General features: G+C 46.4%; 16 protein-coding genes. 9 read left to right on the top strand and 7 right to left on the bottom strand.

Annotated features, from left to right (window positions below; translation table 11 throughout):
* The first annotated feature begins 618 nt into the window (after positions 1-618).
* The 3 genes from NG792_RS16375 (at position 619) to mreD (ending at position 3,039) form a co-directional block, all read left to right on the top strand.
* Positions 619-1,626, top strand: a complete 1,008-nt coding sequence (locus NG792_RS16375; protein WP_015151693.1) for a rod shape-determining protein — start codon at positions 619-621, stop codon at positions 1,624-1,626.
* Between the two features lie 67 nt (positions 1,627-1,693).
* Positions 1,694-2,470, top strand: coding sequence for a rod shape-determining protein MreC (mreC, locus tag NG792_RS16370; RefSeq protein ID WP_261236089.1), 777 nt, complete (start codon positions 1,694-1,696; stop codon positions 2,468-2,470).
* A gap of 8 nt (positions 2,471-2,478) precedes the next feature.
* A complete protein-coding gene (gene mreD / locus NG792_RS16365) occupies positions 2,479-3,039 on the top strand; it encodes a rod shape-determining protein MreD (RefSeq protein WP_261200615.1) in 561 nt (186 codons plus the stop codon).
* Positions 3,040-3,091: 52 nt separating this feature from the next.
* On the opposite strand, the gene dtd is transcribed toward mreD, so the two are convergent.
* The 3 genes from dtd to NG792_RS16350 all read right to left on the bottom strand — a co-directional run bounded on the left by dtd (position 3,092) and on the right by NG792_RS16350 (position 8,177).
* Complete coding sequence (gene dtd / locus NG792_RS16360; RefSeq protein ID WP_261236088.1) at positions 3,092-3,550, bottom strand: D-aminoacyl-tRNA deacylase; 459 nt, start codon at positions 3,548-3,550, stop codon at positions 3,092-3,094.
* Positions 3,551-3,726: 176 nt separating this feature from the next.
* On the bottom strand, positions 3,727-4,875 hold the full coding sequence (locus NG792_RS16355) for a CobW family GTP-binding protein (RefSeq protein WP_261200613.1): 1,149 nt from the start codon (positions 4,873-4,875) through the stop codon (positions 3,727-3,729).
* Positions 4,876-5,009: 134 nt separating this feature from the next.
* A complete protein-coding gene (locus tag NG792_RS16350) occupies positions 5,010-8,177 on the bottom strand; it encodes a glycosyltransferase (RefSeq protein WP_261236087.1) in 3,168 nt (1,055 codons plus the stop codon).
* Positions 8,178-8,379: 202 nt separating this feature from the next.
* Between NG792_RS16350 and cysS the strand changes: the two genes are divergently transcribed.
* From cysS to NG792_RS16325, 5 genes are all read left to right on the top strand, one after another.
* Positions 8,380-9,846 carry a cysteine--tRNA ligase gene (cysS, locus tag NG792_RS16345; protein ID WP_261236086.1) on the top strand — a complete coding sequence of 489 codons (1,467 nt, stop codon included), beginning with the start codon at positions 8,380-8,382 and terminating at the stop codon, positions 9,844-9,846.
* A 145-nt stretch (positions 9,847-9,991) separates the two neighbouring features.
* On the top strand, positions 9,992-11,122 hold the full coding sequence (locus NG792_RS16340) for an AI-2E family transporter (RefSeq protein ID WP_261236085.1): 1,131 nt from the start codon (positions 9,992-9,994) through the stop codon (positions 11,120-11,122).
* 376 nt (positions 11,123-11,498) lie between these two features.
* Positions 11,499-13,280, top strand: coding sequence for a hybrid sensor histidine kinase/response regulator (locus tag NG792_RS16335; RefSeq protein WP_261236084.1), 1,782 nt, complete (start codon positions 11,499-11,501; stop codon positions 13,278-13,280).
* A gap of 111 nt (positions 13,281-13,391) precedes the next feature.
* A complete protein-coding gene (locus tag NG792_RS16330) occupies positions 13,392-14,651 on the top strand; it encodes an AAA family ATPase (RefSeq protein ID WP_261236083.1) in 1,260 nt (419 codons plus the stop codon).
* Positions 14,648-15,277, top strand: coding sequence for a retron system putative HNH endonuclease (locus NG792_RS16325; protein ID WP_261200606.1), 630 nt, complete (start codon positions 14,648-14,650; stop codon positions 15,275-15,277). The genes NG792_RS16330 and NG792_RS16325 overlap by 4 nt, the downstream gene beginning before the upstream one ends.
* A 41-nt stretch (positions 15,278-15,318) precedes the next feature.
* Here the strand turns inward: NG792_RS16325 and NG792_RS16320 are convergent, their stop codons facing one another.
* Complete coding sequence (locus tag NG792_RS16320) at positions 15,319-15,453, bottom strand: hypothetical protein (protein WP_261236082.1); 135 nt, start codon at positions 15,451-15,453, stop codon at positions 15,319-15,321.
* A gap of 531 nt (positions 15,454-15,984) precedes the next feature.
* On the opposite strand from NG792_RS16320, the gene NG792_RS16315 reads away from it, so the two are divergent.
* Positions 15,985-16,662, top strand: a complete 678-nt coding sequence (locus NG792_RS16315) for a 2OG-Fe dioxygenase family protein (protein ID WP_261200605.1) — start codon at positions 15,985-15,987, stop codon at positions 16,660-16,662.
* Positions 16,663-16,720: 58 nt separating this feature from the next.
* Here NG792_RS16315 and NG792_RS16310 read toward each other — a convergent pair whose 3' ends face one another.
* The 3 genes from NG792_RS16310 to NG792_RS16300 all read right to left on the bottom strand — a co-directional run bounded on the left by NG792_RS16310 (position 16,721) and on the right by NG792_RS16300 (position 20,886).
* Positions 16,721-17,890 (bottom strand): DUF711 family protein, encoded by a 1,170-nt coding sequence (locus tag NG792_RS16310; protein WP_261236081.1) that lies wholly within the window; start codon positions 17,888-17,890, stop codon positions 16,721-16,723.
* A 14-nt stretch (positions 17,891-17,904) separates the two neighbouring features.
* Positions 17,905-19,503, bottom strand: coding sequence for a peptide ligase PGM1-related protein (locus NG792_RS16305; RefSeq protein ID WP_261236080.1), 1,599 nt, complete (start codon positions 19,501-19,503; stop codon positions 17,905-17,907).
* A gap of 138 nt (positions 19,504-19,641) precedes the next feature.
* A complete protein-coding gene (locus tag NG792_RS16300; protein WP_261236079.1) occupies positions 19,642-20,886 on the bottom strand; it encodes a Dyp-type peroxidase in 1,245 nt (414 codons plus the stop codon).
* Between the last annotated feature and the right edge of the window lie 13 nt (positions 20,887-20,899).

Here is a 20,899-nt window from a genome sequence, read left to right as displayed (position 1 = left end):
GACGTGAAACGCGACTGCGGCGAAGATACTTGGAGGGTAGCCTCCTGGGAAAATAGCTCGGTGCCCGGTCAATATTATACACAAAAAAGCCTCCTGTTTCTCTACATAGAACAGCAGGCTTTTTTGTTTTTCGGGGTTGTTTAGTAGTTAGGGGTCCGGCTAATTGTTTATTTGTTCTCATTAGAAAATCACCAATCTACTGTATTTTCCTAATAAGAACTCCATAAAAGGATAGGGAATATAGGGAGATGTAGATCCTAACTAAAATGGGACAGGCTGACAACTGCCTCGGATCTGGAATTCAGAGGGGCTTTGATTGGCAAAAAGGGACCCTAAAAAGTGGAAATCTTTGCTCATTTCTTGAAGGCCCAATTAGCGATCGCTTTCTTCAGAAAGGGTTTTATCCGGATTTTGTCCAGGGGACTTGGGATTATAGTTGCACCCTTGGTGGAGTAGTGGGGATAAAAAATTTCTCCCACTGGACTAGACTCAAAACAAAAAACGTACTAGAATCCACCTCGGTTACATTTCTGTTACATTGTTATAGTCGCACAGCATCACGTTTTGGGGGCGTAGAAACCAGTGGGTCTGTTCAATCGCTTTTCCCTATCCCGGGATATGGGTATCGACCTCGGTACCGCGAATACCCTTGTTTATGTATCTGGTAAAGGTATTGTTCTGCAAGAACCCTCTGTGGTTGCCATCGATAAAGACGAAAAAGTGCCATTAGCAGTGGGAGAGGATGCAAAAAAAATGCTGGGCCGGACGCCTGGAAATGTTATTGCTCTGCGTCCCCTGCGTGATGGAGTTATTGCAGATTTCGATACGGCTGAACTCATGCTTAAGCACTTTATCCGTCGAGTGCATGAGGGCAGAACCTTAGTCTCGCCTCGAATTGTCATTGGAATCCCCTCGGGAGTGACTGGGGTGGAACGCCGTGCGGTTATGGAGGCTGCCGCTCAAGCCGGGGCTAGGGATGTTTACTTAATTGATGAGCCGGTAGCGGCGGCGATCGGTGCGGGGTTACCCGTTGCGGAGCCGACGGGTAACCTGATTATCGATATTGGCGGAGGAACGACTGAAGTCGCAGTTCTGAGTTTACAGGGAACCGTATTGAGCGAATCAGTGCGGGTGGCTGGAGATGAACTGAACGAAGCGATTATTCAGTACATGAAAAAGGTGCATAACCTTGTAATTGGTGAGCGCACCGCTGAGGATATCAAGATTCAGATTGGTTCAGCCTATCCAACTCATGAAGATGATGACTCCATGATGGAGGTCCGTGGCTTGCACTTATTGTCAGGGTTGCCCCGAACGGTAACGATCAAGGGACCGGAAATTCGTGAAAGTATGGCGGAACCTCTAGCGGTAATTGTAGAAGCAGTAAAACGCACTTTAGAGCGAACCCCTCCGGAACTGGCAGCAGATATTATTGACCGAGGCATTATGTTGGCTGGGGGTGGCGCTTTATTGAGGGGGCTAGATACTCTAATTAGTCATGAGACTGGCATCGTGACTCATGTGGCGGCTGACCCCTTGAGCTGTGTGGTACTCGGCACGGGCCGGGTTCTGGAAAACTTTAAACAGCTAGAACGGGTGTTTAGCGGTCGTTCTCGGAATATGTAAGGCCAGTTGCTTTTACAACAAGTATTCTCCATCGTCTGATGAAGACTGAAGTCTCTAAAAACTCCTAATGTACACATTGCGTCGCTGGTGGGATCGGCATGGGTTACAAGTAGCACTGGTGGGTCTAACCATCTGTGCTGCTTTGGTTGTTCGGTACACTCAAGGTTCGGCTGTTATGGAACTTTACCAATGGGCGGCTCGGCCCTTTGCGTCGAGTCCTACCCAACAAGAACAACTAACCAATGCTCGAACTCTGGAATTGCAAAACAAGGTCGAAGAACTCGAAAGCCAAAACGAAAAGCTCAAAGAACTTTTGAACTATGTTTCCCCGAATAAAAAAGAAGGGATCCTGGCTCCAATTGTTGGCCGTAGTGCAGACCATTGGTGGCAGCAGGTAACTTTGGGTCGAGGACGGGAAGATGGTATCAAAGAAAACTACATTGTCACGGGTCCCGGTGGCGTGGTGGGACGAGTGATTAGGGTTACGGCTCATACCAGTCGGGTGTTGCTGATTAGTGACCCCAGTTCTCGGGTGGGGGTGACGATTAGTCGCAGCCGCCAAATGGGGGTGATGCGAGGACAGTCAGCTTCTCGGGCGGTGATGGAGTTCTTTGAGAAGGTGCCTGATGTTAAGAAAGGGGATGTAGTTGCGACCTCTTCTTATTCACAACTTTTCCCGCCTGGGTTACCGATCGGGCGGGTCGAGTCGGTGAATTTGAATAAAAGTCCAGCACCAGAAGCGGTGATCGAGCTAACGGCTCCGATGAGCTTGCTGGAGTGGGTGGTGGTTGATCCCTATCAAAAAGTAGGTTCTTCAGAGGATTCTGACGAACTGCAAAATTAGGAAATGCGATGAGAACTTCTTCTTTTACTTACGGGTCTCATTTGTCAGGGGGAATGCGGTTAGTCGTGAATGCGGCGATCGCCGTGGGTTCTGTCCTGTTGTGCTTGCTGCTGCTCCCTACCCGCTTTCCGGGCATGGAACTATTGGGGGTTGCCCCTAACTGGATGTTGATTTGGGTGGTGGCTTGGAGTATCAAGCGCAAGCCGATGCAAGGGGCTTTAGCCGGAGTGGTATTGGGACTGCTCTTAGATGCCATGACTTCGGGAGAACCGACTCATGCGGTTAGTTTGGGGGTGGTGGGCTATCTCACGGCTACCTTGCAAAAGCAAAAATATGTCCAGGAAGATTTTATCTCCGTGGCTCTAATTGTATTTGGAATGTCGGTTTTGGGAGATACGATTCGGGCATTGCAATTTAGCGGGCTGGGCGATCGCAGTTGGAGTGAAATTTGGGCCTACCACCAACCCCTGGCTCTTGCTTCGGCTATTCTCAGCAGTCTTTGGGCACCGGTTATCTATTTTCCCCTCAATCGGCTGTGGGAAAAAATGCAAGCTTTCGATCGCCCCTAACCCATTACTCTATCTGTCTGTATCTGTTTCTATCCACCCGGAAAGCTGCGGTTTAAGCTGTGGACTCACGCTCCAGAATTAGAGTGACGGGTCCATCATTAAGGATCTCGACATCCATCATCGCGCCAAACTCCCCGGTTTCGACGGTTAAGCCACTTCCCCTTAACTTTTGAACAAATTTCTCGTAGAGTTCTTGGGCCATCCCTGGGGGTGCCGAACGGTCAAAGGAGGGGCGGCGACCTTTTCGACAGTCTCCGTAGAGGGTAAACTGACTCACCACTAACAGTTGCCCTTGGATATCCAAAACCGATTGATCCCACCGACTGCTATTGGCCTGGGGATCAGGAAATAACCTCAATTCTAAACACTTTCGGGCCATCCAATCGAGTTCGGTCTCGGTATCCCGATCGCTGATGGCCACCAATAGATTAAGGCCAGGTCCAATTTTCCCGACGATTCGACCCTCGATGGTTACTTGAGAAGATTTAACGCGCTGGATAACGACTCGCATAGACTGGAGTGAGGGGGTTATGATGCCTTGCCGATCGCCCAAAATATCGCTGCAATCACTGGGCCATCCCTGGGCAATCAAGGCGATCGCTTCTGTCTCTACAAGGGCGATCGCCTCTTGACTCTACCATCAAAACCTGACCCTCTTTCCCCAATCCTCCTTTCTATTTTTCTGCTTTATTTTTTTCCAAAGCCTTTGCCGCGAGAAGTAGAAGGCAGACAAACACACTTGTTTAACTGCGATCGCAAAGCTTCCTTATCCAAATTCTGGCCGATGAACACCAATTGAGTCTTCGGTTGGCCTTTCCACTCATCATCATCAATGGAGAAACGCTTGCCGCTCAAGTGAAAAATATGACGGCGATCGCTCTCATCAAACCATAAAATCCCTTTCGCTCGAAATACCGTTGCCGGTAACTGATTATCTAAGAAATATTGAAACTGGCGAATCGACAAGGGTTTATCACTCTCGAACGAGATCGACGTAAACCCATCCATCTCCAAATGATTCGAGTGGTGATGATGTTCATGATCATGGTCATGGTCACAATGACCGTGGTCATGGTCACAACTGGAATGGTCCTGATGATCATGATGGTCGTGATGATCATGATGGTCATGGTCATGATCATGCTCCCCTTTCGAGGCGACTTGATCATCATTAAAATACTTATCCGACTCAAACAACCCGACACTGAGAATTAAAGGAAGCGGGACCTGGGATTTCGTCGTCCGCAAAATTCTGGCATCAGCTTTAATATCCCGAATCTTGCACTCCAACAGATCTACATCGCTCTCATCGACGAGATCCACCTTGTTGAGCAAGATAATATCGCCATAAGCAATCTGACTATAAGCGGCTTGAGAATTAAACAGATCCAAACTGTAATTCTCTGAATCCACCAGGGTGACGATCGAATCTAAGCGGGTTAAGTCTCGGAGTTCTGTGCCTAAAAAAGTCAGGGCCACGGGGAGAGGATCCGCGAGTCCCGTAGTTTCCACCACTAGATAATCGATCTGCTCGGAACGCTCTAAAATCTTATAAACGGCATCAAGTAAATCGTTGTTAATGGTGCAACAAATACAACCATTGCTTAATTCCACCATATCTTCGCCGGTGGAGACGATCAGTTCGTTGTCGATGCCGACTTCCCCAAACTCGTTGACCAATACGGCAGTTTTCAGTCCTTGCTGATTGGTCAGGATATGGTTCAGTAAGGTGGTTTTGCCACTCCCAAGAAAGCCTGTAATGATGGTAACCGGCAGTCCGTATTTCGGGGCATCCATTGCCACGGACTCTGGGTTAGAGGTTGCTGTTGTCTGCATGGTTTATCAAATGGGGTCAAAAAATCTAAGGGGCTGGTTAGAAATTAATCTAATGAGTCATCCAGTTTGATTTTAGACGAAGATTGAGCCTTTCATCCCCATAAATTGCAGATTAATACTTTGCTACAGTGGGTTTAATGGCTCGACTGGGCTTTAGTGCCGATCGCAAATCCTCGGCACGCCTCCCAATTAGGCGGATTCTGCACTAATTTCCAGCCTTTAACCTGGTTAAAGCCGGAGGATTTTACCATTTGAGCCAAACAGTATAAGGTAGGGATCCAGTAGTTGCTAGAATTTCCCGCATATTCATCATGGGGATAAAACTCCATCACCCGTTGCTGTCCGGGATATCCCTTGCCGATGCCGCCTTGGTAGGAACTAAAATCATCGAGAATGGCAGATTCGATGTAAATTTCACCATCACAGAGGGCTGATAACTTATCGAGGGCCAGTAGGGGGTATCGAAGGTGGTCAAGGGTTCCGAAAAAGAAGATCACATCAAAGCGGCCTAATTCGGACTCACTGAGGTCATAGACCGATTTTTCTAGGCGTTGACAGATGGTTTCATCAAACCCGAGTGCTTCTCGACACAAATCGAAGGTTTTCCAGGCGCGGCGATCGCGTTGATCCAACCGTCCGAGAAAGTCCGAAAAATCATCGATCGCCACCACTTCCCGCGCACCGCGTTTGAGGGCCTCAAACGTCCAGTATCCGTCCCAGGCCCCCACGTCTAAGACTCGTTTTCCACTCAGGTCCTCTGGGACGCCATACATTTCTGCATTCTGGGGATGATCGCCAGGGGTGACAATTCCCCCGGGTAACTCAATTTTGTGATACCAAAAAGGGAAGGATGCTACTCGTTCTGGGAGGGTGGGGGACGGTGTTTCAAGGAGAGATGGTAGCGTTACCGAGTTTGACAGTTGAGGCGGATTGGAGGGGAATATTACATCGAGTAACTGAGCGACAATCTGCTTCCAACTGAGGCGATCGCGCACAAATTGAGGACCGGAGATCCGCACCTGTTCTCGCCAAGCGGATTGAGAAATTAGTTGTTCCATTAAGGTAATACAACAATCCCAATCGGGAGCCAAAAAATGGCGCATTTCCCCACGAGATTCCACAGATTGAACTTCACTTTTAATCTGGAGGGCAAAATCAGGGTGGGTAAACTCGTCTGTGGGTCCGCCTTGGGTACAAATGACAGGCAATCCACAGGCAGCCGCCTCTAAAACCGGCAAATTAAATCCTTCCGCAGAATAGGGAGAGAGATAGCCATCGGCAGCTTGATAGTATCGAATTAGTTGGGAACTGGGTAAAGGATTGCCAATATAGGTCAAGCGGGTGTTAAAGGTTTCTAATGCGCGATCGCTTAAAATCTTTTTAGAGGTAAAAACAATAGATTCCCAAGATTTGTAAATCAAATCCGACCCTTTTAAGACCAAGCGAGCTTTGGGATATGTTTCAAGTATTTTTGTAAAGCAAAAGATTATGGGAAAAATTCCTTTTTCCAAAGTCATGCTACTAACATTTAAAAAAATAAATTCATCTTCTTGCCATCCCAATTCTTTTCTTAAAGCCGCCCGTTCGTCATTTTTAAGGGGTTTGTAACGGCTGGTATCGACTCCAAGGGGGACGGTGACGACACGACTAGGGTCAGCACCACTGCGGAGAAAACCTGCTTTAGACCATTGAGAAGAAGTAATAATGACGGTATTAGAATTTTGATGTAAGGCTTGAAGAGACTCCCCCGGGTTTAACCGTAACAGTTCTTTATGGACAAAACCCCATTCAGTAGTGCCAAATAAATAGGTCCGCTCGCTGTGGAGGGCTGATTTAAAATTAAATGGACTATACATTCGCAGGGTAGCATCTGCAAATAGGTTGGGGGGTGGGGGTGCGATCGCCCGTAAAGCGGATTCCGATTCGGCATCAAATAAACCCTGTGCCGGTTGAGAATTGCGATCCAAAAAGGCAATGTCTTGGTGAAACAGCTCCAAGTTAGGGTATTTGAGCAGTTCTAGGAGTTGAAATTGATTGGCGATCGCATAAGAATGGGTCTGGAATCGCCAACCTTCGATAATCAGTTTCCGAGTTGCTGTATTTGGGCTAGGATGAATTGCAGGCGCAGCAAAGGAGGCTTTATATGGAGGAACCAGTACCTTTAAATATTGGTCTACAACGTGCTTCCAAGTGTAGCGATCTCCTACCCATTTCGGCCCTGCTTGTTTCGCTTTTTCCCGCAATTCCGGTTGTCCAATAATCTGCTCCATTAAATGAATTAAATGGTCTACATTGGGAGCAACCACAAATCCCATTTCCCCAGATTCCAACTGCCGCTGTTCTAATTGACTCTGGATGGGAAAGGCAAAATCGGGATGAATAAAATCATCTGTCGGTCCCCCTTGGGTGCAGATTACGGGCAATCCACAAGCTGCCGCCTCTAAAACCGGCAAATTAAATCCTTCTGCTAGATAGGGAGAGATATAGGCATCGGAAATTTGATATAAGGCCGCTAAATCGGAACAAGAGAGATTTTTGCCAATATAGGTTAGTCGTTCTTGAACACTTTTTTGTTCAGTTTCTGTGAGGGTATGACTACAAATTTTCGCAATTTCTTGGCGAGCTTCAAAGAGATAATCTCGACCTTTTAAGATTAATCTAGCTTCGGGAAATTTTTTGACAAGAGCGGCAAATGCTCTTAATAATCGAGCCATACCGTGGCGGTTATTAAAGAGCAATCCATTGGTGAAAAAGACAAAATTATCTTCAATTCCGAATTGCTGACGTAAGGCTAAACGTTTTTCTGGAGATGCCGGTTGGTAGAAGTGGGGGTCTACACCCAGGGGAATCACAACGACGCGATCGGGGTCGGCACCACTGCGGATAAATCCATCCCTTGACCAATGGGATGCAGTCACAATAATTGTATCGGAATTCTGATGAGCCTCTTGGAATGAAGAGATTCCCATTCCCCGCAAGATTGAGTGAGGAACAATTCCCCATTCTGTACAGCCAAACATGACCGTGCGTGGAGCAGTGGAAGGGGCTAAATTAAACGGACAATAGACGCGAAGGATGGCATCAGCAGATTGATCCGCTGGGGGTTGGGAAATCAAGTGTAACTGGGGTTCTCTGGTGTCTCCTAATAACCCTGTGACGGGTTGCCAATTGTCAGTAACGTAAGGCATATCCCGGTGGAAGACCTGGATTTCAGGGCGATCGAGGAGTTCTAAAAGTAAAAACTGATTGATCAGAGAATAAGAGTGAGGAAGAAAACGCCAGCCTTCGACAATAATCCGCATGAGTTTAAAATGCTAGAGCGATCGCGCCACGGTCTATCGGGACAACATAAACGATAAACGATAGAATCAGTTAAGTCATTCAGTCAACCTCTTTTGGGCCAGTCTGTTTTGGGATGAAGTGTCTGCAAAACCCGGACTGACTGTTGATTGGAGTGATTCCTGCATCGAACATTACTGTTTTACTGTTTTCTATCTTTCAATTATGACCTTAACGCTGTACAACACCCTCACCCGTCGTCAGGAACCGTTTATCCCGTTTGAGCCCGGTCAGGTGCGGATGTATTGTTGTGGGGTTACGGTCTATGATTATTGCCACCTGGGTCACGCCCGTTCCTATATTATCTGGGATATTCTGCGCCGATATCTGCAATGGCGGGGATATGCGGTGCGCTATGTGCAGAATTTTACCGATATTGATGACAAAATCCTCAACCGCGCCAGACAGGAAGGGACATCAATGGAGGAAGTAGCCGATCGCTACACTCAAGCCTATTTTGAAGATATGGCAAGGCTGAATGTCCTGGAAGCCGATGCCTATCCCCGCGCTACTCATACCTTAGATGGGATTAAGCGCTTAATCGCTCAGTTGGAACAAAAAGGCTTTGCCTATCCTGCCGGTGGGGATGTCTATTACAAGGTGCGTGAGTTTGCCGATTATGGAAAACTCTCGGGACGGCAGTTGGCGGAAATGCAAGCGGGGGCCAGTGGCCGCGTGGAGGCGGAGGACCCGGAGGAGTTGAAAAAGCAAGACCCGTTTGATTTTGCCTTGTGGAAGGCGGCAAAACCGGGGGAACCGTCGTGGGAATCCCCTTGGGGTGCGGGACGTCCCGGATGGCATATTGAATGTTCGGCGATGGTCCGAGAGGTGTTGGGAGAGACGATTGATATTCATGTGGGGGGTGCGGATTTAATTTTCCCTCACCATGAGAATGAAATCGCTCAATCAGAAGCGGTGACGGGTCAAGCTTTAGCGAAATATTGGCTCCATAATGGCATGGTGGCGGTGAATGGGGAAAAAATGTCTAAGTCTCTGGGCAATTTTACGACGATTCGCCAGTTGCTGGATCAAGGGGGAGTAGACCCGATGGCGCTGCGTTTGTTTGTGCTGCAAGCGAATTATCGCAAACCGTTGGACTTTACCGATGAGGCGATCGCCAGTGCGGAAAATGGCTGGACGACCCTAAAAGATGGGTTACGGTTTGGTTATGAGTATGGCACTCAGGTGGGGTGGGATTTGGATTCCAGGGCGATCGCACCGGAATCCGATGCCATTGTCGAACGATTTCAGACGGCGATGGATGATGACTTGAATACCCCATCAGCTTTGGCGGTATTGTTTGAATTAGCAAAGGAATTACGTCGTCAAGGCAATATTTGGGTTCATGAAGGGAAACCGGATCTGGACCCGGAACAGTTACAACAGCAATGGGTTGCCTTGCGGGAGTTAGGTAAGGTTTTGGGACTGGAAATGAATCCAGCGGCGGAAAATTCAGCATCCCAACCCGCAGGATTGAGTGATCAGGAGATTGAATCCCTGATTCAGGACCGACTGGCGGCGCGTCAGGGGAAAAACTTTGCTGAAGCCGATCGCATTCGGAATCAACTGCAAGAATTCGGGATTACTTTAATAGATAAACCTGGAGGTGTTACCCAATGGCATCGCAATTAAACCGTTGTTCGGTGCAATCTTAGGGAATAAAGTCTTGTGGCGATTTCCTAGCGGAACGCGGGGCGATCGCAGTTTTCATCCCTATGGAAAAAGGCGATCGCCTCATCTATAACCCTGTTCATCAAGCCTTTATCTTAAATTAGCTATGTCCCCCTCGCGCATTAAAATTTCTCTCACAACCCTGGTGCTCATTTTAACCCTGGGTTTACTGGTGATATTGCTCTGGCAACTGCGCAGTTTGCTCATTACCCTGATGGTTTCTGTCGTGCTTGCCGCTTCCATCTCTCCCGTGGTGAATTGGGCGGAAAAATGGCATATTCCCCGCTGGATTGCCACAATTATTACTTACCTCGCCCTGATTGGAGGGTTAACAGGGGTCGTCTTATTAATCGGACCCACCGCCTTGGATCAAATTCAGGAGTTAATTAGTCAACTTCCCTCTTATTTAGAAACATTGCGATTAATGGCTGAAGATTTGGCCGCCCGACGGAGTAATACCTCCCCGGAGTTTATACGGCAGTTCTTTGATACCCAATCTTTAACGACTTGGGGAATTCGCTCAACTCAACAACTGGTACTCCGTTCTTATGGATTAACTAGAGGGTTACTTGGCGGTGTGGTAACGCTGATTTTATCTATCTTTATTTCCGGTTATATGGTGGCGGATAGTCACAGTTTAATTAAAAGTTTGGTTCAGCTATTTCCGAAACCTTGGGATGAGCGTTTAGAGACTCAGGTAATGCCGATTAGTCAACGGATGGGGGGATATCTTCGCGGGCGAGTGTTGGTTTCGGCAGTGTTGGCAGTGGCAACCAGTGTGGGATTGAGTGCTTTAGGATTAGGGGAGTTTGCGTTGGGTTTGGGGGCGATCGCCGGAGTCACAAATTTAATTCCCTTTTTAGGGCCAATTTTGGGGGCAATTCCGGCGCTGATTGTGGCGGTGTCTCAAGGAGGATGGTTGTTCCTGTCGGTGTTAATTTTATTTGCGGTGATCCAAAATGTGGAAACTTATGTTTTGGATCCGTTATTAGTGGGGTCTTCTGTAGGAGTGCATCCCCTTTATCAGTTACTCTCGGTGATTGGTGGGGTTCAAGTGTTGGGAATTGTCGGTGCCTTAATCGTTCCGCCTTGGGTTGCCGGGGCGGCTGCATTAGTGGAAAATTTATATTTAAAACCGAAACTCCGGGCAGAAGCTGTGGGGACTCCCCAGGCGATCGCTCCGAATTCCACTGCTGAGGAGTCCAGTTTGGCACAGCATCCGACTTCCTCAGTCTAAGAGAGGGAAACCCGATTAGGATTCGCTATCCACGTTAAACCCCGTCCTAACTCAGACGAAGAAGACAGGGGAATGAATTTTTGTTTTGTCTCGGTTCAGGTCCCGGAACCCCACCCTAACCGTCTCCAAGACACCGGGGAGAGGACCAGACTTAGCCGAGTCGGTTTTTACTAGAGCGGAAATTGTTTGGAGGTTGATCCCCTGTGACTGCTTTTTTCCTCTGAGTTGTAGCGTTCTTGTTTATTTTAGTGTAAATTATACCTCAATCCATAAAAGCTTGCCGGGAGAATTTAACCCTAAGAGTTGATCGGGGTTAAGACTCAGCGAGTAAGAGAAAATTAACAGGCAGACTAAGATGAGACAATGGCGAATCATCATGAAGCTATCTCCCCGTCGAATCGTCAGTATTTATCTAGTGATCAGTGCCTTATGGATTGTCGGGTCCGATCGCGTGATAGCCTTTCTATTTGGGCAACCTGGGGTCGAAAACATAACTCATCTGCAAACCATTAAGGGTTGCATTTATGTGAGCGTTGTGGCGATTATGCTGTACTATGCGATCGTCCGCTATACCTCAGAAATTCATCAGTCTAAAAAAGAGCTAGAACTCAACGAAAGGCGACTCGATGCAATTATTGAAACGAACGCTGATGGAATTTTAGTCTTTGATAGTACCGGGCGGATCACCCTGACTAATGCAGCAGCACAAAAGCATTTAGGACTGCCTCGGCAAGAGATTATCGGATGTCGATACAATGAACCGATTTGGCAAATTCAACCGTTAGATGCGCGGGGTTTACCTGAAAATCAACTGCCGTTTTTGCAGGTGATGCAAAAAGGACGACCTGCTTATGAAATGGAGTATGCGATCGCCCGTCGAGATGGTAGTCAGATTTTTGTCTCAATTAATGCCGCCCCCTTATACGATCGCTTCGGGCGAATGGATGGAGTCGTCGCCGCCATCACCGATATTACTCAACATAAACAAGCCGAAGCTGTTGCCCGGGCTCGGGATATTGCTGAAGCGAGAAATCGAGCCAAAAGTGAATTTTTGGCTCAAATGAGTCATGAAATTAGAACGCCCTTAAATTCTATTTTAGGGCTGTCTCAAATGTTGCAAAGAGAAATATTTGGAACTCTTAATCCTAAACAAAAAGAATATGTCAGCCGCATTAAAAGCAGTGGCGACCATTTATTAGAACTCATTAATGATATTTTAGATTTATCCAAAGTCGAAGCCGGTAAAGAAGAATTAAAATTTAGTGAAATACCCGTTGCGGACTTATGTAAATATTGCCTCAAAGTGATGCAGGAACGGGCGGTGGACAAAGGATTGAGAGTGACGAGTAGAATTGACCCGAAAATGCGAATTTGCATTGCCGATGAACGTCGTCTCAAACAAATGCTGCTCAATCTGCTCTCCAATGCGATTAAGTTTACCCCAAAAGGGGAAGTTTCATTAATTGTAGAAAAACAGCCTGGGGGAATTGGATTTACCGTTACAGATACGGGAATCGGTATTTGTGAAGAACATTTGCCCCTAGTATTTGACCCGTTTCGGCAACTGGATAATGAACTGAACCATAACATCCAAGGGACAGGATTAGGATTAGCCTTGACGCGAGATTTAGCGCAGTTGCATGGGGGGGATGTACTCGTCAGTTCTACCTTGGGGGTGGGGAGTCGATTTACGATTATTCTGCCCGATCCGCCTCCGGGATATATTCCAACTCCGGCTAGTGATGAGCTTCCGGCAATTGTCATTCCCGAAGCGGGCGATCGCAAAGGTCGGATTTTAATCGTGGATTATGATGGTTCCAGCACGTTATTGTTACAAGACTATTTACAAGCGGTAGGACATCATGTCAAATTGATTGGTTACAGCGCCAATTTTCTCGAAGAAATAGCTTCCTTTGACCCCTATTTAATTTTGTTAGATGTCCAGTTTGCTCATCTGGCGATGGGGTTGCAATTAGTCGAAGAGTTACGCAAAAACCAGAATGTGCAATATTTGCCAGTAGTTGTGGTAACTGCAATGGCAATGTCAGGCGATCGCGAACGCTGTCTAGCCGCAGGCGCAACAGATTATTTAAGCAAACCCATTCAGTTAGAAGTGTTAGATGAAATGCTATTACGCTATATCCCTCCAATCGTTTAAAATATTATTCCCCCATAAAAATTGGCATTTTCGGACAGGTGGGAAGACAAGTATTTTTATATTCTTCACGGTTTGAAATAGTTTCCATGTTATAAAATTTGGAAAATATAAATGAAAATTGAACGTTTAATCATCAATTCATTTCGAGGCATTGAAACTTTAAACTTAGAGTTTGCTCCCTCTGAGCCTATCGTATTTATTGGCGCGAATGGAGTGGGAAAATCCAGTATTTTGGATTGTTTAGCTATACTTTTATCCTGGCTTCCGGCGCGACTTCAAAACCCGCAAACTTCGGGACAGCTTTTTAGGGAAGAAGATATTAAAAATGGGGCGAAAGAAACTCATGCTGAAATTACGATTAGAATCAATCATCCCGAGCAAACTGTCAAATGGTCACGAACGAAAACGCGAACCGGGCGCAGCAAAGAAACGAGCAGTGATTTGGTGCAATTAAGGCAACTGGTTGGAGAAATTCACGAAAGTTTAGAAGAAAATCCCCATGCAGCTTTACCTGTGATTGCCTACTATCCGACCAATCGTGCAGTCTTGGATATTCCCTTACGAATTCGGAAAAAGCATCTGTTTGAGCCGATCGCAACTTATGACGAAGCACTTACCGGAGGAACCATCAATTTTAGACGGTTTTTTGAATGGTTTCGCCAACGGGAAGATTTAGAAAATGAACAACGACTCTGGGGGGAGTCGATTGATTATCGCGATCGCCAGTTAGAAGCAGTCAGACAAGGCATTTCCGGGATATTGGGGGATATTCAAGACTTGAGAATTCAGCGATCGCCCTTGCGAATGACCCTCACCAAACAGGGACAAGAACTCAGTGTCAGCCAACTTTCTGACGGAGAAAAATGCTTATTGGCATTAATTGGGGATTTAGCAAGACGCTTGGCGATCGCCAACCCTAACCCCCAGCAAAATCCCCTCCAGGGTAGCGGAGTCGTCATCATTGATGAAATCGAATTACATCTTTATCCCCAGTGGCAACGGGGAATTATTCCCGCCTTAACCCGAACCTTTCCCAACTGCCAGTTTATCGTCACCACTCATTCTCCCCAAGTGATTAGTGATGTGGAATGGGTCCAGCTTTTAAAAATGACACCGGAAGGAATCGTCATTGAGCGCCTGCGGTCCTTTGGCAAAGATAGCAATCGGATTCTGGAAACCCTCATGGGGACTCCCGAACGTCCCCCAGAAATCGAAGAAAAGTTTCAGCAACTCTTTCGGGTGATTGATAGGGGAGAATTAGACAACGCTCGCCAATTGCGTCAACAGCTTGCGGAACGAGTCGGAGAAGACGATCCCACCTTCGTGCGAGCGGATGGACTGATTCGCCGAAAAGAAATTCTGAATCGATGAAATACATCCAAAAGGGAAATGAACCCCCGGAGTTTACAGAATGGAAGGAGCAACAAAAACCTTTGGGGGTCGAGTATTGCAATTATAAAAATCTTCAAAATCCGGAAAAGCGTTTGACTCACGAGGCATTGCTGCGTGAACAAGGGTATATTTGCTGCTACTGCTGCCAACGGATTGACAAACAAACGAGCCACATTGAACATTTAGAACCTCAGAGCAAAACTGAAGTAGAGTTATCAGTAGATTACGCCAATTTACTGGCATCCTGCGGTCGAGATGGAAATTGGCCGGATCACTGTGGTCATAAAAGAGGAAATAAACCCATTCAAGTTTCCCCTCTCATCGACAATGGTGAAGCGTTTTTCAGATACTCAGGGGGTGGAGAAATTCTACCGACAAATGCTCCGGATAAAAAAGTAGCAGCAGAAACAACGATTGATATTCTGGGACTGAATGCGTATGACCTCAAAAAGATGAGAATTGAGGCCCTTGATGTATGGATAGGAATGACAGAGGAAGAAGCACAGCTTGTGGCTCAGGATTTTAAGCAGCAAGATACCGAGGGAAAATATCAACCGTTTTGTAGGGCAGTTTTGTATTATCTAAAGCAGTATTATGGAGTTTAAAGGCTTTTTCCCCTGATGCGATATTATCCTTCTGCCTCTTTCTAATTTTCCGCGATAATTTTACTAATTTTGTTCGTTTCAGGGGAAGATAGACGCTCTAAAATATCTAAAGATTCCTGCATAGATTGCAAGGCAGTAGTAAAATAACCTCCAATTGCTAACAGTGGTCCCAGCATTCCTAAAGTCGCCGCATTCCGTTACAGGTTGCCAATATGTTTAATAAGTGGCAGCAATGTCAATCGTTATCCTAATCGCTGCCATTGGTGCAACTCTCAATCACGCCAAGACCATTGTAAGGGAACTCCAAAAAATAAAATCTTCTAGGAGAGATCCCCCCAACCCCCCTTAAGAAGGGGGGCTTTTCCAATTCTGCAAAACTTCTAATGCAGAACTTTTTCTATGGAAATCCCTAAGCGATTCACTCCCAAGTCCACTAACCCTGGAATCCAGCATCACCCTTCCCCCTGGAACTGTTATTCTGTCTCGAATGAGTCCCGTTAGCGGCTACATCTGGGTAGACAGTCCCGAATATTCTACCTAAAATTGCCAAGAATTTATACTCATTTACCTCACACAACTTTATCATAACTTTGCACAGATTGCCCGAAATTTAGTCCCATTTTTATAAAACTTGTCTATACTAGAAGTAGATAGAGAAGAAAAGCAGATTCTTTATCGGGGATCAACGCAAACCGAGGGTTACTACGATGCAAACACTACGGGAATCTCCGGAAACGAACTATGGTATCAGCTTTGCTTTAGAAAAGATTGACTCCATTGTGCTGGATGTATTTAAGCCGTTTTTTAACAATTTACCCCTAGACCCTTATATCAAAGGCAACTACAGATTGCGCCGCTTGTCGCGGTTTAAACTGAGGGAAAATGAGTTGATTCACCTGCCTCATGGGTATTTGTACCAGAGTAAGGATTATAATCCGGTTGTGGGGGGTGTGAAGCGGCAGTTTGCGGAATTGGATGAGGAACTGATTGCGCTGTATGAGTTTAAGAAACTGGTGCAGGAAGTGAGTCATTACTGCAAGTTAAAACCCGGTGTGGAAATCGGGGTGCATCAAATCCGGACTACCTGTTCCCCGAAAAACTATGGGAACCCTGCGCCGGAAGGGATTCATCAAGATGGTGCGGATTTTGTGGCAATTTTCTCTTGCGATCGCCAGAATATCCAAGGGGGAGGTACTCATCTGTATATGGCACGTCGGGAAAAACCTGTGTTTACTAAGGTGCTCTATCCCGGTGAATTGTTACTCGTCAACGATCGCGATTTCTTCCACTTCACCACCCCCATTAAACCCCTAGAAGCAGGGGTAGGAACTCGGGATGTATTCGTCCTCACTTCCCCCAGTTTACTGGTTGATTTTGAAGAGTAAACGAGCGATAATGTAGAGGCGAATCGCGATTCGCCCCTACATTAATGCGCTTTAGAATTTATCGGGATGGATTCATTCTGGGTTGAGGGTTGAAAATTTTGCCGTCTACTAAATAGGGAGAATTAAACTCCGTCATTTCTCCCGCTTGTTTCCCAGGAATGGGAAATAATCGCGCTGATAGCGGTTTATCTAATTTTATCGCTAAACTGGCAACATCGAGTAAAATTGCTTCAATCTGTTCAATGGAGATATTTCCCGGTAGAGGAACCGTATCTAATCCACAGCCACAAACCGAAGAATATAACAATAAATCGGTTAAATTGTAGTTTCCATCACTGGCGCGTTTTGCCAGTCCAACATCTTCACAAACGGGCAACATTAAGCCCGAGTATCCACATAATTTGACGGGAATTTTTTTAATCACCCGAGTGATGAGGGCCGAAATGGCTAGGGTTCCAGAATGCCCAAATTGACCTAATTCTAATTGTTCATAAGCGTAGGCGATACTATTAGTTTTGTCCAGGGAGGGGGCGAGGGATGCGTCTATTCCCTGATAGGAAATCTGAAATTCCTGGGCGAGTTTAGCGGCAGTTCCCTCTAGTTTGATGAGATGTTTTGCATAAATTTCCGTTAAATTTGTTTCCGCTTCGAGTAAAGTCCTAGATTTAGAAAAGGCTTCAGTGAGTAAATCGGCACATTCTAATCCAATGGAAAAACTAGCCTTGCCTTCATGGTAGGATGCCGGGAAAAAGGGAATTCCTGGAGGACAATTTGCACCCGCGCAAAAGCGAAAGTTGCCAAATCCCTTAATGGTTTCCGTGGAAATGCGGTGAATGGTTTGCGCGGAGGCTTGCAGACTTTCAAAATTAATTCCATCTTGGACATTGCCAATTGTACTAGAACAAAATATTTTTTCTGTTCTTTTGAGAATTGCCGGAATTACCGAAATAATTTCCGGACTTTTGGCATATCCGATATTAAAAAAATCCAAATTTAACGTTTGGCAAATCTCTTCGAGTCTTTGTAAATTGTCCAGGATTTCAAAGAGGGTATATCCGGGTAAATACTGCTCAAAGGATTGGGTAGAAATGCGGGTGGTTTGGACTTCGTAGCCTTGAGTTTCTAACTCTTGTTGCGCTTGGGCGTTAAATTGCGCGGCTTGTTGAATAGGGGCGCTATCCGTGGAAGATGCTAAGGAAATCCCGGTGGTGATGGTTCTAATTTTCATAACCCTGTGGTGGTTTAGTGTAAATTTCCCGGGGAGGCGATCGCCGGAGTGATTGCAGACATACCCTCGTCATCGGTGCCACTTCCTCCGGTTTCTTTATTGAGAATTTTCACCACATGATTGTAAATCGATTCAGCTTGTTCGGGGGAATTACCAATGCTAGTTAATCCCAGTTTACCAAACTCCGAAAGACATCCCATTAAATGAAATAAGGTCCCGGTTTCGGTACAGCTATCAAAATGAAGTTGATGAAAAGCGATAATATCCATTAAATCATTCGGCAGTAATCCTCGATAGCGCTCTTTTTGCAGATTATCCGTGGCGAAATAATATTTAGGGCGTCCGGTTTGGCTATAAAATAATCCAGTAGATAAATTATACCGGCCATTGGTTAACAGTTTGAGTTCCATAAAAGGATGAGTTGTGCCGCCTTTGCGAAGGTTAATTTCGATCGCATACAAATCCCAGATTGGATGAGTGTTCTCCTGACGCTGAACCGCTAAAAAATCCACGCTAAACCGTTCTAATGCGCCTTTAGCGGCTAAATTTCGACCCACGCGCATCCCCAGTTCCTGCGCTTGCAGTCGATATCCTTCATCGGCGGGAAACCGACAACCGAGGAAAATCTGCTGATCACTACCGCCGAGAATTTGGTCATGGGTGGAGAGAATTTCTACCTCACCATTAGGGAGAATTCGCCCTTGCACACTGGGCGATCGCTTGTCCTCTCCTTCGATATACGCTTCCACAATTGCGCCTAATTCAGGAATGCGACTGGAAAAATTAGCCCAAGTTTCTTCCTCTGCTTGAAAGTTCATGGTTTCAAAGCGATCGCAAATGGTAGAAACCCGCTGTTCCGGTGCAATTTCATAGAGGGAGTTTACCTCTAAAATGGCATTTCCTTTCCCGGAAAACCCTTCATTGAGTTTGATGGCAATCCGCTTTAAATTGGGTTCTTTCGCTAATAAGTCTGCTGTGGCAACTGCCAACTCTTGAACTGTCCAAACTGATAAACTCCCCGGCGGATGGGGAATATTACATTCCCCAAAGATTTGGCGAGAACCGCTTTTTGTACCCCACTCCAATAATTCCGGATTTAATCCCAGTAAAGGAATGTCTAACTGGACTGATAACTCGCGTTCAATCTCCGTAGAATTAAAACAAATCATGTAGGATTTATCTCGGCGCAAAACCTGCCGGATGCGCTCCATTAGACGGGGACGTTCTAAAATCTTTTGCGCTAGGGGTTTCGGGGAGGTATCGTAAGTCGAAAATAGCAACAGGCGATCGCGAGCGTGAGAAAAGGGAATTCCGGGCAATAATTGTAGATAATATTCGACAATCGTGGGATGTAAGGGTTGGGATGTCACATAAATCAGGCGAGTGCGAGGGTTTCTCAACCGAATCAGGGAATAGAGATTCCGCTCTTCATAGTGATGTACCCCGTCAATTTTTAACAATTCCCGCCTATCAAGAGACAGGGAGGGAACGACTAAAATATCATTATCCCCGCGATCAAACTCATCGATAGTTTGCCAGCGATCGCGCAATTGACTTTGCAATTGGCGAAACCGCTCAATGCGATCGCCTTCAAATTCCGTTTGAACACCCATCCACTCAACCCCTACTTGCGATTTATTCTGTAATTTTAGCCTGATTGCTCCCGTCACCCATTCCCCTAGGGTGAGATTTTAGCGAAGATTTTGGGATACCCTTGGCGACTCCATCCTCTACGGATAAAAGATGGAGTATCAGAGTCCAAAAATTTTCGCGCCGGGAAATGCCTCCCCTTCTACCACGGGAGGCACTAAAAATACACCTCCTGCACGCACGTTAATAAACCGTTCCATTCCTGGCAATTGCTCCTTGTCCCCACCGCCAAAATTCACCCCACCTAACCAAGTCGGTTGCGTCAACATCCGTAATAATCGTTCGGGAGTATCCTGAAAACTCACAAAGTTTAACCCAGCGCGAAAACCCGGAGTGCTATCGATCGCCTCTAAGAATTCATACCCTTGCCGGAACACCCGCAGGGAATTACGCGAACCCACATCTTCCGCCTTATTTTGATTGGCGCGATGAGTGTGACTCGCATTTAAAGGCGACTCCAACGGCACCCGAGGTAACTCTCGATACCCTTGGTTTTCCGGGGTGGTGACTTCTCGGGTTCCGGTAAACGGACAACCCGTTTGGACTACTGGATTGCCATCATTATCAATTGTCTCTAGGGGACATCCCGATAGTTTATCTCGTCCGATGATGATTTCTTGTTGCTGGCGAGTGAGTTTGCGCCAGACAGTGAGATCCACCGGCAATCGCAGAAAGGCGAGATAAGTTCCGCCGACTGTCCATTTGTCTTCCGGGGAAGTTTGGTCCTCTTTAATGGCGATCGCCTGAATTCGTTCGGAACTTTTCATGTTAGAAATTCCATCATGAAAATCAATCCAGCTTCGCTCATCATCTCGCTGAAAACCCGTATAAAATCGGGTAATTAACAAAGGGGATTCCCCGGTTTTCGGGTCAGTCAAATCCTGTAAAATTTTCCAGGTTTCTACCACCGCCCGATTCACCGCTAGTTCAGTTTTAGCAATAAATTGAATGGCAATTTCTTCCGTTGCGGGATTAAATTGAACATCATCCGCATAAGATAACCCCGAACCCAACAGTAACGGACCGCCACCCGTAGGACGAGCCGAACGAAACTGATTTTTTGCCCCTAAATCTAGGGGGAGTGTTCGACCCCCATCCGCCAGTTTAAAGGCATTAGGTCCATATCCCACCAAAACCGTTAAATTCCCACTGGGAACCGGAGAATCGGGTAAATCCCTAACTTTGCCTTGTTTGAGGTTTTGATACATTGAGTACAGGGTTTGAAATGCCGTGCCAATTTCCGGCGCAGTTAACCCCCTGGCAGCGCGAAGAAACATGATTCCAAAACATTGATCCGGTCGCACTCCCGGTGCGTGATAGATGCCTTCTTGAAGTTGTGGTGTCATGAGTTAATGTTGC

This window comes from Laspinema olomoucense D3b, assembly GCF_025370785.1.
In the GTDB taxonomy this organism is placed as follows: Bacteria; Cyanobacteriota; Cyanobacteriia; order Cyanobacteriales; family Laspinemataceae; genus Laspinema; species Laspinema olomoucense.
This window is presented reverse-complemented; position numbering and strand designations above follow the sequence as displayed.

Bases quoted from the DNA above. Each gene is read 5' to 3' on its own strand.
- NG792_RS16375 (WP_015151693.1), top strand. From the start codon at position 619: ATGGGTATCGACCTCGGTACCGCGAATACCCTTGTTTATGTATCTGGT.
- mreC (WP_261236089.1), top strand. From the start codon at position 1,694: ATGTACACATTGCGTCGCTGGTGGGATCGGCATGGGTTACAAGTAGCA.
- mreD (WP_261200615.1), top strand. From the start codon at position 2,479: ATGAGAACTTCTTCTTTTACTTACGGGTCTCATTTGTCAGGGGGAATG.
- dtd (WP_261236088.1), bottom strand. From the start codon at position 3,550: ATGCGAGTCGTTATCCAGCGCGTTAAATCTTCTCAAGTAACCATCGAG.
- NG792_RS16355 (WP_261200613.1), bottom strand. From the start codon at position 4,875: ATGCAGACAACAGCAACCTCTAACCCAGAGTCCGTGGCAATGGATGCC.
- NG792_RS16350 (WP_261236087.1), bottom strand. From the start codon at position 8,177: ATGCGGATTATTGTCGAAGGCTGGCGTTTTCTTCCTCACTCTTATTCT.
- cysS (WP_261236086.1), top strand. From the start codon at position 8,380: ATGACCTTAACGCTGTACAACACCCTCACCCGTCGTCAGGAACCGTTT.
- NG792_RS16340 (WP_261236085.1), top strand. From the start codon at position 9,992: ATGTCCCCCTCGCGCATTAAAATTTCTCTCACAACCCTGGTGCTCATT.
- NG792_RS16335 (WP_261236084.1), top strand. From the start codon at position 11,499: ATGAAGCTATCTCCCCGTCGAATCGTCAGTATTTATCTAGTGATCAGT.
- NG792_RS16330 (WP_261236083.1), top strand. From the start codon at position 13,392: ATGAAAATTGAACGTTTAATCATCAATTCATTTCGAGGCATTGAAACT.
- NG792_RS16325 (WP_261200606.1), top strand. From the start codon at position 14,648: ATGAAATACATCCAAAAGGGAAATGAACCCCCGGAGTTTACAGAATGG.
- NG792_RS16320 (WP_261236082.1), bottom strand. From the start codon at position 15,453: ATGCTGGGACCACTGTTAGCAATTGGAGGTTATTTTACTACTGCCTTG.
- NG792_RS16315 (WP_261200605.1), top strand. From the start codon at position 15,985: ATGCAAACACTACGGGAATCTCCGGAAACGAACTATGGTATCAGCTTT.
- NG792_RS16310 (WP_261236081.1), bottom strand. From the start codon at position 17,890: ATGAAAATTAGAACCATCACCACCGGGATTTCCTTAGCATCTTCCACG.
- NG792_RS16305 (WP_261236080.1), bottom strand. From the start codon at position 19,503: ATGGGTGTTCAAACGGAATTTGAAGGCGATCGCATTGAGCGGTTTCGC.
- NG792_RS16300 (WP_261236079.1), bottom strand. From the start codon at position 20,886: ATGACACCACAACTTCAAGAAGGCATCTATCACGCACCGGGAGTGCGA.